Genomic DNA, 16765 nt, shown 5'->3' with positions numbered 1-16765 from the left:
CTAACTGCCGCGCCCATCTCACGCTCGTTCCCGCCCCCGGCACGCCGAGCGTGCCGCTTCTTCCGCTGCCCGTCGTGCCGGTCGCGCGCGAGGAGTTCACGCCGCCGCCCGTCGCCGAGGTCCTCGCCGTCTACGCCGACCGCAAGGTCGATCGCACCACCGCCGCCCGGGGCGCGGCGAAAGTGCGGGAAAGCCTGGTGTCGGCGCGCGACGCCGCCGTCCGGCGCCGCGCCGAGCAGAAAGCCGCCCGTGCTCCGGCAAAGAGCGCGTAGTGCCATTGCGCGGCCGGTGAACCTGAAAGTTCCCTGGAGATCCCGGCCGCTCACTGACGCAGCGGAAGGAGGCATTCCAGGCCGCACCGGAGGATGAGGGAACGCACCTGCCGGGACGTGCCCGCGACCCGCAGTTCACCCCCGACGGCGCGAATCCGCTTGGCCACGTAGACCAAGGCGGAAAGCCCGTAGGAGTCGCAGAACGGCACCTCGGCCAGATGGAGTTCGAGCCGCGGCCCGCCACCGTCGGCGACCGGCGGCGACGCCGCCTCGATCACCGCGTCCACCGCGGCGCGCAGCAGGTCGGCGCGGGCGCAGTCGAGATCACCCCGGATGTTGATGATCTGCCAGTATCCCGACGTATGAGCGGTAGTACGACGTGCCGGTGGCACACTGGGCGCCATGACGGACCTCACCCCCCGGGTCTCCACCGCTTCCTTCCCGAAGTGACCCCCCGTAATCAAGCGTTCTGGAATACTCTTTGCCTCATGACAAGCTCTCGCAGCGCGACGCCCCGATCCGCGGGCGCCTGAGCGCGGGTCGATCATGACCGCGATGACGGGCCATGGCGGCGGTCTCCTGGAGGCGACCGCCCGGCTTCGGCTGCTCCTGATCGAGGACGACCCCGGCGACGCCTTCCTCTTCGAAGACCTCCTCACCGAGACCGAGCCCGACGTCGAGATCATCGTCGCGGGCACGCTCAAGGAGGCCCTGGCCGCCCTCACGCGCGACATCCAGTGCGTGATCGTCGACCTCTCGCTGCCCGACGCGACCGGCCTCGACGTGCTGCGCCAGGTCCTGAAGGCGGCCCCCGACACCGCCGTCCTCGTCCTCACCGGGCTCGCCGACGCCCACGTCGGCGTCGCCGCCGTCGGCGCGGGCGCGCAGGACTACCTCGTCAAGCAGGACGTCGACGGCCCCCTGCTCAGCCGCGCCATCCGCTACGCCATCGAGCGCCGCCGCGCCGACGAGTCCGAACGCCAGCTCGTCGAGGCGCGCGTGCTCGGCCAGGAGAACGCCCGGCTGGAACGCGGCCTGCTGCCCGTCCCGATCCTCAACGACGCCACCCTCGGCCACCACTCGCGCTACCGGCCCGGCCGCGACCGCGCCCTGCTCGGCGGCGACTTCTACGACACCGTCCAGGTCGGCGACGGCACCATCCACGGCGTCATCGCCGACGTCACCGGCCACGGCGCCGACGAAGCCTCCCTCGGCGTCCGGCTGCGCATGGCGTGGCGCACGCTCGTCCTGGCGGGCCACACCGGGGCGCCGCTGCTCCAGACCCTCGACACCGTGCTGTGCCACGAGCGGTGGAGCGAGGAGATCTTCACGACGCTGTGCATGTGGGCGCTCTCCCCCGACCGCCGCACCCTGCGCGTCTGGCGCGCCGGGCACCCGCAGCCCGTCCTGTTCGACCGCGACGGCGTCCGCGCCCTCCAGGACGACGACTTCGGGCCCGCGCTCGGCCTGCTGCCCGGCATCGAGTGGCCGTACACCGACGTCCCGCTCGGCGACGACTGGGCGCTGATGTTCTACACCGACGGCCTCATCGAAGGCTTCGCCGGCGACCCGACCGAACGCCTCGACCTGGCCGGGCTGCTCGTCCTCGCCGAGGCGGCGCACGCGCGCGGCGACCGGGGGCATACCCTCATCGACGGTCTGATCGCCGAGGCCGAGCGCCTCAACGGCGACGTCCTCTCCGACGACCTGGCCGTCCTGCTGCTGAGCCGAGGTGCACTCCGATGACGCAAGCCCCACCCGACGGGACGCGCGAGGCGCCCGCCGAGGAGTCCTCCGCCGCGCCCGAACCCGAGGTGAGCAACCCGCCGGTGCTGCTCGCGCCCCGCGCCCCGCAGGAGCGCGCGGGCCTGTCGCGGCTGAGCCTCGTCCAGCTCTACCGGGCCGGGGCGCTGCTGCTCGCCGTCCTGCTGCTGGCGGCGATGAGCCAGGCCGTGTTCGCGCTCGTCGGCAACAGCGACGCGCGCAGCACGCTGATCGGCCGCGTCGACCCGGCCATGCTGGAGCAGTTCCAGCACACCGGCGCGCTGGCCCGGCAGGACACCACGATCCGCGCCTACGCGGCCAGCGGCGACCGCGCCGACCTCGCCGAGTACCGCGAGGCCGTCGCCACCCAGCGCGCCGCCGCCGAGCGCATCCGGCGGCTGCTGACCGGCGTCGAGGGCGCGGACGAGGCGCTGGCCCGCCTCCGCGCGATCGCCGCCGGGGCGGCCGAGTGGCGCCGCACGTTCGCCGAGCCGATCGCCGCCGGGCCCGGCGGGCAGGAGATCCCCGCCGCGCTGGAGAGCGCGGGCCGGACGGGCTTCGCCCAGATCCGCGCCGAGATCGCCGGGATGCAGCTCGGGCTCACCTCCGTCCACCACCGCACCGCCGAGCATCTGCGCGAACGCGGCAACGTCACGACGTGGTCGGTCGTCGGGGCGCTGATCATCGTGGTCCTGGCGGCCGTCGCGCTCGCGGTGTTCCTCCGGCGGACCGTCCTGACGCCCGTGTCGTCGCTGAGCCGGAACGTCCAGGCGGTCGCGCAGGGCGACTTCACCCACGATCTCGACGTCAAGGGCCCCTACGAGATCACCGAGCTGGCCGCCATCATCGACGCGATGCGGCACCGCATCATCGAGGAGTGGCTCGCCACCGCCGAGGCCCGCCAGCAGCTCCACTCCCAGACCGAGGAGCTGCGCCGCTCCAACGCCGAGCTGGAGCAGTTCGCCTACGTCGCCAGCCACGACCTCCAGGAGCCCCTGCGCAAGGTCGCGAGCTTCTGCCAGATGATCGAGCGCCGCTACGGCGACCAGCTCGACGACCGCGGCCGCCAGTACATCGAGTTCGCCGTCGACGGCGCCAAGCGCATGCAGGCCCTCATCAACGACCTGCTCGGCTTCTCCCGCGTCGGCCGGATGGTCCGCCCCGAAGAGGCCATCGACCTGAACACCGTCGCGGAACAGGCGGTCGGCAACCTGGCGACGCTGCGCGAGGAGACCGGCGCCGACGTGCGGCTCGGTGACCTGCCGACGCTGCCGGGCGACCGCACCCAGCTCGGCCAGCTCTTCCAGAACCTCATCGGCAACGCGATCAAGTTCCGCCGCCCCGACGCGCCCCCGGTCGTGGAGATCACCGCCGAGCGCGAGGGCGACACGTGGCTGTTCTCCTGCACCGATAATGGGATCGGCGTCGACGCCAAGTACTCGGACCGCATCTTCCTGATCTTCCAGCGGTTGCATCCCAAGGACGAGTACACCGGTACCGGCATCGGGCTGGCGCTGTGCAAGAAGATCGTGGAGTTCCACGGCGGCCGCATCTGGCTGGAGACCGAAGGCCGGGGCGACTCCCCCGGCACCACCATCCGCTGGACGCTGCCCGCGGAGAAGGAGAACGACGACGATGACTGACGGTTTCCCGGGCGCGGACGGACGCTCCATCGAGGTCCTGCTGGTCGAGGACGACCCGGGCGACGTGCTGCTCACCACCGAGGCGTTCGAGCACAACAAGCTCCGCAACAACCTGCACGTCGTCAACGACGGCGAGCACGCGATGGCGTTCCTGCGCCGCGAGGGCGAGTACGAGGGCAGCCCCCGCCCCGACCTGATCCTGCTCGACCTGAACCTGCCCCGCAAGGACGGGCGGCAGGTGCTGGAGGAGGTCAAGGCGGACGCCGAGCTGCGCCGCATCCCGATCGTCGTCCTCACCACGTCCGAGGCCGACGAGGACATTCTGCGCAGCTACAACCTGCACGCCAACGCGTACGTGACCAAGCCGGTCGACTTCGACCAGTTCATCCGCGTCGTGCAGCAGATCGACAACTTCTTCGTGACGGTCGTCAAGCTGCCCCGCTGACCTTCGGCGCGGACCCGCCGTCCCCGGCGGGTCCGCGCGTCCGTCACTCGGTGGGGGCGCCGCCGCGCCAGTCCAGGCAGACGACCACGGCGTCGTCGCGCGGCTCGGCGCCGTCGTGGTACTCCAGGAAGCGGCGGATGAAGCCGCGCACGGCCTCCGACGGCGGCTGCAAACGGGTGTCGCGGATCGCCTGCACGAGCGCCGACTTGCCGTACAGCTCACCCGCGCGCGACTCGGCGGTGTGCACGCCGTCGCTCACCACGATCAGCCGGTCCCCGTAGCGGACGGTGAACTCCTGCACGCTGTAGTGCGTGTCGCCGAACATGCCGAGCGGAAGCTGCGCCTCGAAGTCGACGCTGTCGATGACGCCGCCGCGCAGCCGGTAGACGCGGGGCGAGCCCGCGTCGATGGCGCGGACGCGGCCCGTCCCCAGCTCGAAGTCCAGCAGCAGCGTCGCCAGGTGCTGGCTGCCCCGGTGCGCCGCGTACAGGGTCTGGTCGGCGAGGGCGGCCTGTTCGACGATGTCGCCGCCGGACCGGCGGGCGTTGCGCAGCGCGCTGATCGCCAGGTGGGTCAGCGCCGCCGCGTCGGTGCCCGTCCCGGTGCCGTTGCTGACGGTCAGCGTGAGCCGCTTGGACGTGATCGACCAGTCGAAGTTGTCGCCCCACACCGCGTAGGCGGGTTCGAGCTGCCCGGCGAGCCGGAACTCGTCGGTGCTGCACGCGCTGCCGGGCAGCAGCTCCCACTGCATCTCGGCGGCGAGGGTGAGGCGGGCGCGGCGGCGCAGCCGGCGCGGCAGGTCGGTGTGGGCGTCGGCGAGGCGCAGCGCCCGCGCGAGCACGCCCGCCAGACCCGCGTACGCCTCCCGGGCGTCCTCGTCCTGCGGTTCGGTCGTGCGCAGGATGAGGATGCCGCTGCGGTCGCCGTAGACGGTCAGCGGCAGCACCAGGGCGCCGTCGTCGGTCGTGACGATCTGCTGTGCCGCGAACGCGTGGCCCTCGGGGGTGTTGTCCACCGGGATCAGCGGCAGGTCGGGTTCGACGGGCACCAGGTGGGTGTGCCGGTAGTCGATCAGGTAGACCTCCGCCGGGACGCCGGTGTGCTCGAAGATCAGCGCGGCGGCGCGGGAGAGCAGCCCCGGCGGCTCCACGCTCCAGAGGGCATGCTCAAGAGCGTGCAAAGGGGCAGACTGCATGGTGTCCTCGCCTGGGTGATGAGGTTACCGCCTGGGCTTTCCCGGGCGAGCTTGGTGGGGTGAGATGCCGGGGCCGACGCAGTATGTAACAGTGGGGGGCATGGTCGGTGCCTCGGGTCAGGACGCCGCCGCGACGGCGGCGGCTCTGGACGAGGTGGCGCACACCCTGCTCAACGTCTTCGCGCGTGTCCACAACGCCCCGGATGTCCCGGTTCCGGCGACGCAGCTCCGGGCCCTGTTCATCGTGGAGCGCGGACCGGTCAGGGTGAGCACCCTGGCGGGCGAGCTGGGCGCGCTCGTCTCGTCGGCGAGCCGGTTGTGCGACCGGCTGGAGGCCGCGGGCCTGCTGCTGCGCGACGTCGGCCGCGACGACCGGCGCGAGGTCACCGTGCAGCTCACGAGCGAGGGACGTGAGCTGCTGGAGCGGCTGACGTCGCGGCGGCGCGAGGAACTGACCCGCGTCCTGTCCGGTATGCCGCCCACGGCGCAGCAGGCGCTGCTGTGGGGTCTCGGGCAGTTCCACGAGGCCGCCCACCGCGGCGGCACCGCCGGTGAGGGCGGCTCGGTCTCGCTGCCCGCCTGAGCGCGGACGGCCGTCCGGCCGGTCGTCGTCGCGCCAGCCCGTGCCCACGGTTCCTCCCCTGCCTCCGCGAGGCCGGTTCCCGAGCCGCCGCACGGCTGGTACTTGCCGCGCGGCAAATGTACCGCTCGCGACGGGCTTCCGGCGCCCGGACGCCCGAACGCGGCCATCCCTCACTGTGGGTTCACCACCCCTCGCACCGGCCGGGGCGTTCGTCCGATCTGGGATAGAACGCTCCAACTTGCCCTTTAAACCCCACATACCCATTAAGGCCAATGATTTCCGTGCATTAACCAATATGGCGGCCGGGCGCGACGAGAAAAGTGCCCCGACTTTCTCCGACTACGGGACACGCTCCGGGAACGCGGCGCTAGCCTGCCGCGAGATGCGAACCGTAAACGTTTTTCCCGATGTCCTTATCGGGAGGGGCATGAAGCCTCCCGGAGGAGAACCGTGACCCACCATCCGCGCGCACGCCTCGCCCTCGCGGCGCTGCTGCCGCTGCTCCTCGCCGCCTGCGGGTCCGGCGCCGAGTCCGGCGCCGACGCCGCGCCCTCCCCCGGCTCGCCGGGCCCCGCGCGGGCCGAGCCGGGCGAGACGCCGGACGCCACGACGTTCACCAAGGTGCCCGGAGCCCCGCTGGACAGCGGCGACGACGCGGACGGCACCGTCCTGCACCCGTCCAAGCCCCAGCCCGTCCTGGACAAGCCCGGCGGAACCGTCATCGCGACGCTTCCCGCCCGCCAGCTCGGCGGCCCTACCTGGGTGCCCGTCGTCGAGACGTCCGGCGACTGGATGCGCGTGCTGCTGCCGAGCCGCCCCAACGGCGCCACCGGCTGGATCACCGGCCGCGCCGACGGCCTGCGCACCGCCCGCTCTCCCTACACGGTCAAGGTCGACGTCGCCCGCCGCACGCTGACGGTCCGCCGGTCGGGCCGGCCCGCCGGAACCTGGAAGGTCGCCGTCGGCGCCGCCGCCACCCCCACGCCCGCCGGGCGCACGTTCGTCATGGCGCAGCTCAAGCCCAGCAAGCCGCAGCCGAGCCCGCTGATCATCCCGCTCGGCGCGCACTCGGCCACGCTCGACACCTTCGGCGGCGGCCCCGGCACCGTGGCGTTCCACGGCTGGCCGGACGCCTCCGCCTTCGGCCGCGCCGTCTCGCACGGCTGCGTCCGCGTGCCCGCCGACGCGCTGGCCGCCCTGGCGAAGGTCCCGCTCGGGACTCTCGTCCACATCACCGGCTGACACCCTCCCGCCGGACCTCACCGCACCACCTGAAACGGAGTCGAACCATGTCCTCGATGACGACCGCCCGCCGCCTGCTGTGCGCCGGTGCCCTCGCCGCGCTCGCCACCGGCGTCGCCGCCCCCGCGCACGCCCAGCCGTCCGGCGAGGGGTCCGCGTACGGGCTGACCGCGATCGGGCCGGTCGCGGTGCCGCCGCTGCCCGCCGTCCGGTCGACCGGGACGCCCGCCGAACGCAGCCTGCTGCGGACGAACCACACCAAGCTGATCGACGCCGGGGTGCTCGACGTCAAGGCCGCGCCGGGCCGCGCCTCGTCCAAGGTGGCCGACGTCAAGGTGCCCACGGCGCGGCTCTTCGCCGAGGCCGTCACCGCCGTGTGCCGCGACGGGCGCGGCGAGGCGCACCTGGCGCAGGCGTCGGTGCTCGGCCGCCGCCTCGCGGTGAGCCCGCCGCCGAACACGACCGTGCCGTTCGAGGTGGAGGGGCTCGGCAAGGGCGGCCTCGTCCTCAACAAGCAGGAGCGGCTGCCCGACGGGCGGCTGCGCGTGACCGGGCTCGCCGTCGACCTGCCGCTGCCCGGCGGCGGGATGCAGGCGCTGAAGGTGTCGTCGGCGACGTGCGGGAAGCCCGCGCGTCCGGCCGCGACGCCGTCCAAGCCCGGCAAGCCGCTGCACGAGGCGCCCGCGCCCCGGCCCGTCAAGGGCGACCTGCCCGTCACCGGCTGACCGCGCGCGAAAGCGGCCCCCGCTCCGGCGGGGGCCGCTTTCGCGTCAGTGCGGTTCGCCCACGGCCAGCGCGGCGTTGACCGACTCGTGCATCGGGAAGATGCGCGAGAGCTGCGTGACGTGGAAGACGCCCCGGACGCGGTCGTTGCCCCCGGCGAACGCGAGTTCGCCGTTGGCCGCGCGCAGCCGGTGCGCGACGCCGACGAAGACGCCGAGCCCGGTCGAGTCGAGGAAGGTGACGCCGTCGAGATCGACCAGCAGGCGTCCGGCTCCCTCCTCGATGACGTCGAGGAGCGTCGCGCGCAGCCGCTCGCTGGTGTTGACGTCGAGATCGCCGTCCAGCGAAACGATCACACGGTCGCCGTAACGGCGATGTCCGGCACTGAATTCCACGGTTTTCCCCCGGGGGCTCTGACGTGACCCGTCCTGCCCCCGAGGATAACCGACTAACGCGCGAATTCAGCGCGCCAATGACTTCTCGAAATGGACGACCGACCCATCTCGGTGTATTCGTTCGAGAATGTTCACGTCTTCGGTGAATGCCCGCATAAGTTGCAACCCGCGCCCGCTCTCGGCGTACAGCGAGGCGTGCGTGGCCTCCCAGTCGACCTGGCCGGCGTCCGGGCCGCCGCCGTCGATGACGTCGATCACACAGCGCAGGTCGTCGAGCAGGGCCCGCACCTCGTACTCGTCGCTGGAGCGCGCGTGCTGGATCACATTGGCGCACGCCTCACCGAGCGCGAGCGCGATGTCGGCGCGCACGTCGGAATCCACGCCGAGGCCGCGCAGGGAGGCATCGAGCGTGTGCCGGGCGAGCGGCGCACTGCCCGCGTCCCGGGGCAGGGTCATTTCGATCACGACCTTCATGCCTGATCGCCTCCGTTCCCTTGACAATGGCAGACTTCCCGCGAGTGACTGCGGGAAACGCCCGGTGCCGGGAAACCCTCGCGGTGCGGGTGAGACCGTCAGGCCCGTGGCGGCAGGGGAATCGCACCCGTCGGCAGGTCCCCTGGCACCCGCCGACAATCTCTGCGGCGACGACCGTTGCTTGACCCGTGCTTGACCCACGGCGGCGCCACGCCCAACCCGGACGATCCCTGACGATCCGCGCCCCGGCTCCGCGATCCATGATTGTCTTGCCCCGGTTCGCGCACGCCGGGTTCGCACGGGGAGGGCACTGATGCGCCGGGGAACGTCCACCTCGCCGCGCCGGAGACGGCTCGCCAGACGCCGGGACCGGCTCCGCTACTGGTTCGACGGCACCATGGCCCGCGGCACGCCCGCCCTCATCGCCTGGCTCGGGCTCGCCTCCGCCGTCCTCATCGTCGTCGTCGCCACCCTCGCGACGCTGCTGTCCCCGCGCGACACCGACGCCAACGGCCACTGGGGCGGCATGATCTGGCGCAGCCTGCTGCGCACCCTCGACCCCGGCACCATGGGCGACGACGAGGGCTCCGGGCCGTTCCTCGCCCTCATGCTCGCCGCCACCGTCGGCGGCATCTTCATCGTCAGCGCCCTCATCGGCGTCCTCACCACCGGCCTCGAAGGCAAGATCACCGAGCTGCGCAAGGGCCGCTCGCAGATCGTCGAGAGCGGCCACACCGTCATCCTCGGCTGGTCCGAGCAGGTCTTCACCGTCGTCGCGGAACTCGCGGAGGCCAACAAGGGCCAGGGCCGGTCCCGCATCGCGATCCTCGCGGACCGCGACAAGGTCGACATGGAGGACGCGCTGCGCCGCCGCATCGGCGACACCGGCCGCACCCGCGTCGTCTGCCGCCGCGGCAACCCGCTCAAGATCGAGGACCTCGACCTCGTCAGCCCGTCCACCGCCCGGTCCATCATCGTGCTCGCCCCGCCCGTGCAGGACTCGGACAACCACGTCATCAAGGTGCTGCTCTCGCTCGGCGCCCGCGCCTGGGACGGCGAGCGCCCGCACGTCGTCGCCGCCGTCCACCACTCGGGCAACCTGCCCGCCGCGCGGCTCGCGGGCGGGCCGTCCGCGCAGGTCATCGACGCCGACGACATGGCCATCCAGCTCATCGTCCAGTCGCACCGCCAGTCGGGGCTGTCCACCGTCTGCCTCGACCTGCTCAACTACGCCGGGCACGAGTTCTACATGCGGCCCGAACCCCGCCTCGCCGGGCGCACCTACGGCGCCGCGCTCAGCGCCTACGAGCTGGGCATCCCCGTCGGCGTCCGGACGGCCGCCGGGACCGTCCTGGTGAACCCGCCGCCGGGCCGCGTCATCGCCGCCGACGACGAGATCATCGTCCTCGCCGAGGACGACCTGCTCATCCGCCTCGCCGACGAACCCGTCCCCGTCGTCACCGACGCCGTCGCGACCGCCGCCGCGACGGTGCCCAAGGCCGAACGGACCCTGCTCGCCGGGTGGAACGAACGCGGCGTCAAGATCATCGAGCTGCTGGACGCGTTCGTCGAACCCGGCTCGCACCTCACCATCGCCGCGCCGAGCGACGACGACCCGCGCGCCGGGCTCGGCACGCTCGCCAACCTCGACGTGGCGTTCGTCCGCTGCGACCCCACCGACCGGGGGCAGCTCGAACAGCTCGGCGTCATCGGCTTCCAGCGCATCATCGTCCTCGGCGACGCCGGCCTCGACCCCCAGCACGCCGACGCCCGCACCCTCGTCACGCTGCTGCACCTGCGCGACCTGGAGGAACCGCACGGCGACCCGTACTCGATCGTCTCGGAGATCCACGACGACGCCAACCGCGAGGTCGCCCAGGTCACCAAGGCCGACGACTTCATCGTCAGCGACAAGCTCATCAGCCTCATGCTGACGCAGCTCTCGGAGAACCGGCACCTGCACGACGTGTTCACCGACCTGCTCGACCCCGAGGGATCGGAGCTGTACCTCAAACCCGCCTCGGACTACCTGCGTCCGGGCGCGGTCGCGAACTTCGCGACCGTCATCGAGGCGGCCCGGCGGCGCGGCGAGACGGCCCTGGGCTACCGGCTGCACGACCGGTTCCACGTGCCGCCGGACTACGGCGTCATCCTCAACCCGCCGAAGGCCGCGCCGCTGACCCTGACGGCCGACGACACGGTGATCGTGCTCGCCGAGGACTGAGCCCTCGGCACCCATTCCGTCGCGACGACCCGGCACGCCTCCAACGCAAGCCCAAGAGGCCCGACCCCGTGGCCCTTGTACAGAACGTGATCAAGAACCGCGTAGTCGTATACACGCGAACCACTCGGGTCAGGGCCGTGCCGCCCGGGAGAGCATGATCATCCGGACCGAAGGGAGGATGATCATGCTCTCCCGGGCGGCACCAAAAGGGCCCTGGTCCCGCCGCGACGAAGTCGCGGCAAAGCAAACACAGCCCTAGTTCGTGCGCGACGTGGGCAGGTGCGGGCCTATGTGGCCGACGTAGATGCGGCCGGTGGCGCCGTCGGTGTCGTCGTAGAAGTGCAGGCGGGGAGCCGGCGGGCGGGGGCCGTCGATCTTGATGTGCGCGGCGAAGTAGGCGATGCCGGTCGGCTGCGTGGCCGGACGGACGCGGAACATCCGGGCGTTGCGGTAGCGGGGGTCGGCGTCCACCGTGTCGGACTCGCCCAGCGCGACGACGTTCGCGCTGATCAGGGCGCCGTCGCCGCCCCCGCGAATGAAGGCGTGCACGTCCGACAGGTGCGGCACGGCCGTGACGTCCTGTTCGCGGGCCCGTTGCTTCGCCGCCGCGTAGGCGTCGAGCGTGGCCAGGGCGTCCCACGTCTTGCGGCGCCACACCGTCGCCTTCGGATAGCCGTCGAGCGTGGCGGCCACCGTGCGGTCGAGGTCGTCCAGGATCAGCGTCGTGAAGCGGGCGGCCTCCGCGATGAGGGTGCGGAAGTCGTCCGGGACGTCCTGCGTGCCCGTCTCCTCCTCGATCTCGGTCTGCGGGGCGAGCCGCGCCAGCCGCACCGCGAGCAGCCCCCGCTGCCGGACGGCCCGGTCGCGTTCCTCCTCCGCGATCTCCAGCGCCTCCGCGTACACGTCACGGTCAGCGACGACCTCGGCCAGCCGCCGTTCCAGCGCGTCGCGGCGGGCGTCCGCGTCGACCTCCGGCTCCGGCTCGGGCCGCGCGGCCAGATCGGCGGCGAGCCGCTCCGCCCGCGCGAGCGCCGCGTCCGCGCGGATCTCCGCGCGCTGCCGCGTCCGCTCGGCCTCCGCCCGCTCCCGCCGCGCCTCGGCCAGCTCCTGCTCCAGCCGCCACACCCGCCGGCGCAGCCCGCCCGCGTCCTCGCGCGGCGCGGGCAGCAGCGTCACCGCCTCGGCCGCCAGGCCCACCGGCTCCGCCGCCGCGCGGGCGGCGAGCGCGTCGTCCACCAGTCGCTGGTACGTGGCGCGGCGGCGCGCGTTCCCGTTGCCGAACCGCTGGTCGCTCGTCCCCGGCAGCACCGGCGCCGGCAGATACCGGACGCCGCACGACGGCACGGGCCGCTGCGGCAGCAGCCGGTTCAGCACCTGCCGCGACTCCTCCTCCACCAGCGCCAGCGTGCACACGCCGGGGAAGATGCCGTGCGAGGCGGCCTCCGGGTCGTCGGAACCGATGTCGACCACGATCAGCGCGATGTTGCGCTCCGGGTCGCCCAGTCTGCCCACGAGGTCGTCGACGTCCTCGTCGTCCCACAGGTGCAGGCTCCAGTACAGGACGTCGTCCGACACCTCGAACCCGGCGGGGTCGGCGAACTCCTCCCCGACCAGCCGCAGCCGGGTGCACGGGGACTGCATGTCCCACCGCCAGCCGTGCTCGGCGTCCGCGACGACGGCCCATTCGCACGTCATCTCGTCGTCGCGTCCGTCCGGCAGGCCCCGGACCATGACGGCGGCGTGGACCCGTCCGGCGCGCGGGTCGTCCCACCGGACCTCGGTGCGCGCCTCGGTCAGCCCGTCGCGCTTCGCGGAGAACTCCCATCCGGCGAACGCGTACCCGCCGTCGGCGGCGGCCCCCGCCACCGTCGCGGCCAACCGCCGCGCCGGGGCCGTCCCGCGGATCGCGGCCCGCCCCTGCGACCACATCCTCCGCACCGGCATCTGCGGCGGTGCCGCCTCGTCCGCGCCCCAGTCCCGCAGCCCGTCGTCCGGCGCCAACCGCGGCGGCACAACCCGAGGAAGCATGTCCATGCACGGACAGTATCCGCCCGAATGCGAGATCGTCCGCCAAACCCGAAGACGCTTGCCCCGCAACGCCACAGCCAGCGACGACACCATCGTGGGTAATTGTTTAGTACCCCTGTGTAACGTCATCGTGGAACCCTCACCGCACTCAGGAGGACCCGTGACTCCCACCCGCTCCGCCATCCTGACGGCCACCGCCGCGACCGCCCTGCTGGCCCCGGCGACCCCCGCGACGGCCACGGCGCCCGGCGTCCTGCCGCCCGGGATCACGGCCCTTCCCGACAGCGCCCCGTGCCCCGCGAACCGCCTCTGCCTCTACCGCGACTACGGCCGCCGCGGCCCCGCCTACGCGATCCCCGCCGGCCGCTGGACGAACCTGTCGAACCTCCCCATGGCCACCGGCAACGGCACGGCCGCCGACAACGTCTCGTCCTGGCACAACACCACCCGCGCCACCGCCGTCCTGGCCAACGCCCCCGACGACGGCCGCCTCCTCCCCCGCGGCACCGCCCTGGAGGAGCCCGCCGCGTCCAACGACACGGTCGACCACGTCCTCTGGCTCCCCTAGAAAACCGGCACACCCGCCAAGGGAACGGACAGAACCACCGCCCCCGCCGGGACGTCCAACAGAGGACGACCCACCCGAGGGAGCAACCGTTGCGTCTGTCCCTAGGCATCTACGACGTATTCGCCTACGCCATCCCCGGCTCCCTCTACCTGGCCCTGGGCGTCTACGTGGCGGACCGCCTCAACTGGTTCGACGTGAAAACCCTGGAGCCGACCCCGACCCTCTTCGTGGCAACGGCGATAGTCGTCACCAGCTACCTCCTGGGCCACGTCACCACGATCTTCGGCGCCCTGATCGACCGAGCCCTCTGGTTCTGGCGCCCCACCTTCGAAGCAGCCCGCGAAGACTTCTTCACCAACGTCCCCGAAGCGGCAACCCACCCCCACTCCACGTCCCACCCCCCGATCCTCCTGACGGCCATAGAGAGCCAGGACAAAGAAGCAGCCCAGGAGATCAACCGCCTGAGAGCAACCGGCCTCATGGTCAGAAACTGCATAACCCCCCTCCTGACAGCAGCAGCGATAGCAACCGCAGAAGCCATCACCACCACCGACCACAAGGCCCTGGCCACAACCTGCGCCGCAACCCTCACCGCCGCAGCCCTAACGGCCTTCCCAGAAAGCCGAAAACTCCGCTACTGGGCCCACCTGAAAACCCTGGAAAGCTGCTTCTGGCTCCCCACCCTCCAACCCCCGGAGCAACCCCAACCCGAAACCACCCCATAGACCGCCGCAGCATCCACAGAAGCGATCATCCGGGAACCCGAATAAGCCCGGACGTCCACACCGGAAGACCTCCACATGAGGCAAGATCGTCAGCGACCAGGGAGCAACATGACCTCACCCGAGAAACGCCGCCCCGGCCAGAGCAACGCAGAGTACGAACGCCGCGAGAACCCCAACGCAGACTTCCTAGGCGCACAATCACTGTCCGGCGGCGGAAACCCTTCCCTCCCCCTCAGAATCTTCCGCGCCCTCTCCACATGGCTCGACCGCCACCGAGCCCCCAAATCACCCTGAGCAACATCAGCCCCACCGCCACAAGGCATCTCCGACCCTGGAGTTCCGCGATCTCCAAGCGGTACAAGGTACCGCCCATGCCCACAGGCGTCTCGCTTGCGACCCTCACGGCACGCGCGAGTGCGGCGGGGGCGGACCGCGCCGCGGTATCAGCATTGGTCAGGCGAGACCGCGGGCGCGTTAGGCGCCGACGAGGGACGAGGCCCACGGCGGGTAGCACGGGACGGCAGACTCGTCGGCGCCTGCGGCTTGGTTGCACGACGGGAGGCTCAGGACGGTAGAGACCCGGGTTGGAGACGTCGCCTCCGGGTTGGGCTTCTTACTTGGAGCGGATGACGGAAATCGAACTCCGCTATAAGCTTGGGAAGCCAACCACCCACCCCCCACCGCCGACCTGCGCCTCAGCGTGATCTCGAGTACACATGGTTGACGCTGTCCCCTACCCCTAATCGCACGTGGGTTGCACGGCACCGAGATCGTGACCAGGCATCTCACGTTGAGCGAATGCCCGTCCCACCGCCCCCAAGAGCAGCGCCAAGACCCCAAGGGCAATGGGACAGACATGGAGCGCAGGACTCGTCGCGCTGTCTCCCGTCGCAAATCAACGTCGAGCACGGGAAGTTCCACGGCAGCGATCACCCTCGGCCACCCATCAACGTCCATCACCGAATGGCGATCATTGGGAGCCACGGTGATCATCCGATCCATCGCGTAACGAGCCGACCACGCCCGCAACGACATCCCTGCCGCCGGGCATCGCCATCCCGAACACCACAACAGCGCTCCGACGTATAGCTTGGACGACTAGCATCGACTTGGAGCTTCGGCGGCGAACCCGCGACAGCGAGCCGGAGCGAGCAACACAGCACAGACACGGGGTACTAGATGATGTACGCACACTTCGATGGCGATGATATAGGGCCGAAATTGGAACTCATGCTGCTTGATGACGACGATGACTCTGCCCGCAGCTACAGTCATTCGATAAGCCAGGCCCTGGCATGGGTACGTGAATATATGACAAATAAGGGCGCCACCGTCGTCGTCGCCGGCGGTGACGACCTCGTCGCGCGCTGGCCATCCAATTTCGTGACTATCGACGATATTGAGTACATGCGGAGCGGCTTCTTCGAGACGTGCGGTCGTACGCTGAGCGTCGGGGTCGGCAGCCGAGCAAGCGAGGCCGCGTCAAATCTTCGGCGGGCCAAGCTCCAAGGAAAGAACCAGATTGTTTCGGCCGTCGTCAGCTTCAACCAGGGATGAGCGTGCAGCGCGACAACTCGGGACGACTATATATCCTTGCATCGTCACCTCGCCCAGATCCGTACGTGAATGTACTCGTGCATACACTGCGAAGTTTCACGCTAACAGAGGTGGGATTCATAGTGATCAAGGAAGACGAGTATGCGAATGAACAGATCCGAATAAGTGCGACACAGGGGGCAATATACAGGCGACTGGAGGAATTGGCAAGAAAGCCTTCTACCGATACAACGGACACGTCCATCAACACCAAAGACAGGGCCGTGTACGAGAAGTGTCTCGAAAAGCTCGATAGCATCGAGGTTATTGCCACTGTAGTTTCGTGGCCAGACCTCGACCGGAAGTTGACCGATCTGATGTCTACCGGACGTCCGATGTTTGATGTGACCACCCTCAAGAAGAATCTCTTGGTCGATGTCACCGCCCTCCTCCTCTCCCGTGGATTCTCAGATGTTTATAGTTTCGAATTGATGAAAGATCCAAGCTACAACGATGGCGACCTTATCCACGCCCTCGGAGACGCCGACTACAGGTACCGAAGCCTTGCCGAAAGTCGTCATGTCGAAACCGCTCGGCGACGCATGGTGTCCCGCTCTTTCAGGTTTAGGACGGTCGCCTGGCTAACCCTTGCAATCACTATCATCGTCGCCTCGGTACAGGCATTCTTCCCTCACGGATGGGCCCAATCGACCGTCACCGTTATTGCAACAGTGGCGAGCATCGTAGGATGGCTCTATTTCTTTCGCCGAGACAATTCGACATGACGATAGAAGTATCGACATCGCGCTGGCCAATCCGACGGCTCGAGGGGTGCCGCGTTCGGCGGTGACTACGAGCGTGCGGCGGTGGCTGGGGTGTAGCGCGGCCAGGATCTTATAGACGGCGTGCGCTTCGAAGATCGTATTTCGTGGGAGTCGGCGCTGATAG

The 16765-nt window shown here is 70.5% G+C and carries 17 protein-coding genes; 12 read left to right on the top strand and 5 right to left on the bottom strand.

Translation table 11 applies throughout. From position 1 onward, the window contains the following. Positions 1-50 precede the first annotated feature (50 nt). Positions 51-272: a hypothetical protein gene (locus C229_RS0107810; RefSeq protein WP_018654515.1), complete on the top strand. Its 222-nt coding sequence runs from the start codon at positions 51-53 to the stop codon at positions 270-272. Positions 273-322: 50 nt separating this feature from the next. On the opposite strand, the gene C229_RS0107805 is transcribed toward C229_RS0107810, so the two are convergent. Then, a complete protein-coding gene (locus C229_RS0107805; RefSeq protein ID WP_033424168.1) occupies positions 323-676 on the bottom strand; it encodes an STAS domain-containing protein in 354 nt (117 codons plus the stop codon). 142 nt (positions 677-818) lie between these two features. Here C229_RS0107805 and C229_RS0107800 point away from each other — a divergent pair, with 142 nt between their 5' ends. The 3 genes from C229_RS0107800 to C229_RS0107790 are packed head-to-tail and all read left to right on the top strand — an operon-like array spanning position 819 to position 4124. Next, entirely contained in the window at positions 819-2018 is a 1200-nt protein-coding gene (locus tag C229_RS0107800; RefSeq protein ID WP_018654513.1) for a PP2C family protein-serine/threonine phosphatase, read from the top strand. Continuing rightward, entirely contained in the window at positions 2015-3679 is a 1665-nt protein-coding gene (locus tag C229_RS0107795; RefSeq protein ID WP_018654512.1) for a sensor histidine kinase, read from the top strand. Before C229_RS0107800 ends, C229_RS0107795 begins: the two co-directional genes overlap by 4 nt. Continuing rightward, positions 3672-4124, top strand: a complete 453-nt coding sequence (locus C229_RS0107790) for a response regulator (protein ID WP_018654511.1) — start codon at positions 3672-3674, stop codon at positions 4122-4124. The genes C229_RS0107795 and C229_RS0107790 overlap by 8 nt, the downstream gene beginning before the upstream one ends. Positions 4125-4167: 43 nt before the next feature. Here C229_RS0107790 and C229_RS0107785 read toward each other — a convergent pair whose 3' ends face one another. Beyond that, positions 4168-5274 carry a PP2C family protein-serine/threonine phosphatase gene (locus tag C229_RS0107785; protein ID WP_018654510.1) on the bottom strand — a complete coding sequence of 369 codons (1107 nt, stop codon included), beginning with the start codon at positions 5272-5274 and terminating at the stop codon, positions 4168-4170. A gap of 145 nt (positions 5275-5419) precedes the next feature. On the opposite strand from C229_RS0107785, the gene C229_RS0107780 reads away from it, so the two are divergent. The 3 genes from C229_RS0107780 to C229_RS0107770 all read left to right on the top strand — a co-directional run bounded on the left by C229_RS0107780 (position 5420) and on the right by C229_RS0107770 (position 7869). After that, positions 5420-5902, top strand: coding sequence for a MarR family winged helix-turn-helix transcriptional regulator (locus C229_RS0107780; RefSeq protein WP_018654509.1), 483 nt, complete (start codon positions 5420-5422; stop codon positions 5900-5902). 450 nt (positions 5903-6352) lie between these two features. Further along, on the top strand, positions 6353-7144 hold the full coding sequence (locus C229_RS0107775) for a L,D-transpeptidase (protein WP_018654508.1): 792 nt from the start codon (positions 6353-6355) through the stop codon (positions 7142-7144). A 47-nt stretch (positions 7145-7191) separates the two neighbouring features. Beyond that, the gene (locus C229_RS0107770) at positions 7192-7869 is read left to right on the top strand and encodes a choice-of-anchor P family protein (RefSeq protein WP_018654507.1); all 678 of its coding nucleotides are present in this window, start codon (positions 7192-7194) and stop codon (positions 7867-7869) included. Positions 7870-7914: 45 nt separating this feature from the next. On the opposite strand, the gene C229_RS0107765 is transcribed toward C229_RS0107770, so the two are convergent. Beyond that, entirely contained in the window at positions 7915-8262 is a 348-nt protein-coding gene (locus C229_RS0107765) for an STAS domain-containing protein (RefSeq protein WP_026313552.1), read from the bottom strand. A 66-nt stretch (positions 8263-8328) separates the two neighbouring features. Continuing rightward, a complete protein-coding gene (locus C229_RS0107760) occupies positions 8329-8736 on the bottom strand; it encodes an ATP-binding protein (RefSeq protein ID WP_018654505.1) in 408 nt (135 codons plus the stop codon). Positions 8737-9049: 313 nt separating this feature from the next. Here C229_RS0107760 and C229_RS0107755 point away from each other — a divergent pair, with 313 nt between their 5' ends. Further along, the gene (locus C229_RS0107755; RefSeq protein WP_018654504.1) at positions 9050-10960 is read left to right on the top strand and encodes a CASTOR/POLLUX-related putative ion channel; all 1911 of its coding nucleotides are present in this window, start codon (positions 9050-9052) and stop codon (positions 10958-10960) included. 255 nt (positions 10961-11215) lie between these two features. Here the strand turns inward: C229_RS0107755 and C229_RS32690 are convergent, their stop codons facing one another. Continuing rightward, on the bottom strand, positions 11216-12994 hold the full coding sequence (locus C229_RS32690; protein ID WP_155884641.1) for a hypothetical protein: 1779 nt from the start codon (positions 12992-12994) through the stop codon (positions 11216-11218). Between the two features lie 154 nt (positions 12995-13148). On the opposite strand from C229_RS32690, the gene C229_RS0107745 reads away from it, so the two are divergent. From C229_RS0107745 to C229_RS34115, 4 genes are all read left to right on the top strand, one after another. Beyond that, a complete protein-coding gene (locus C229_RS0107745) occupies positions 13149-13556 on the top strand; it encodes a peptidase inhibitor family I36 protein (RefSeq protein WP_018654503.1) in 408 nt (135 codons plus the stop codon). Between the two features lie 89 nt (positions 13557-13645). Continuing rightward, a complete protein-coding gene (locus C229_RS0107740; RefSeq protein WP_018654502.1) occupies positions 13646-14281 on the top strand; it encodes a hypothetical protein in 636 nt (211 codons plus the stop codon). 1179 nt (positions 14282-15460) lie between these two features. After that, a complete protein-coding gene (locus tag C229_RS0107735) occupies positions 15461-15838 on the top strand; it encodes a mCpol domain-containing protein (protein WP_018654501.1) in 378 nt (125 codons plus the stop codon). A 122-nt stretch (positions 15839-15960) separates the two neighbouring features. Next, entirely contained in the window at positions 15961-16602 is a 642-nt protein-coding gene (locus C229_RS34115) for a hypothetical protein (RefSeq protein ID WP_155884640.1), read from the top strand. The last annotated feature ends 163 nt before the right edge of the window (positions 16603-16765 follow it).

Source organism: Actinomadura flavalba DSM 45200, assembly GCF_000374305.1.
Taxonomy (GTDB): domain Bacteria; phylum Actinomycetota; class Actinomycetes; order Streptosporangiales; family Streptosporangiaceae; genus Spirillospora; species Spirillospora flavalba.
The sequence above is the reverse complement of the archived record's forward strand: the minus strand, read 5'-3'. Positions and strand labels throughout refer to the sequence as shown.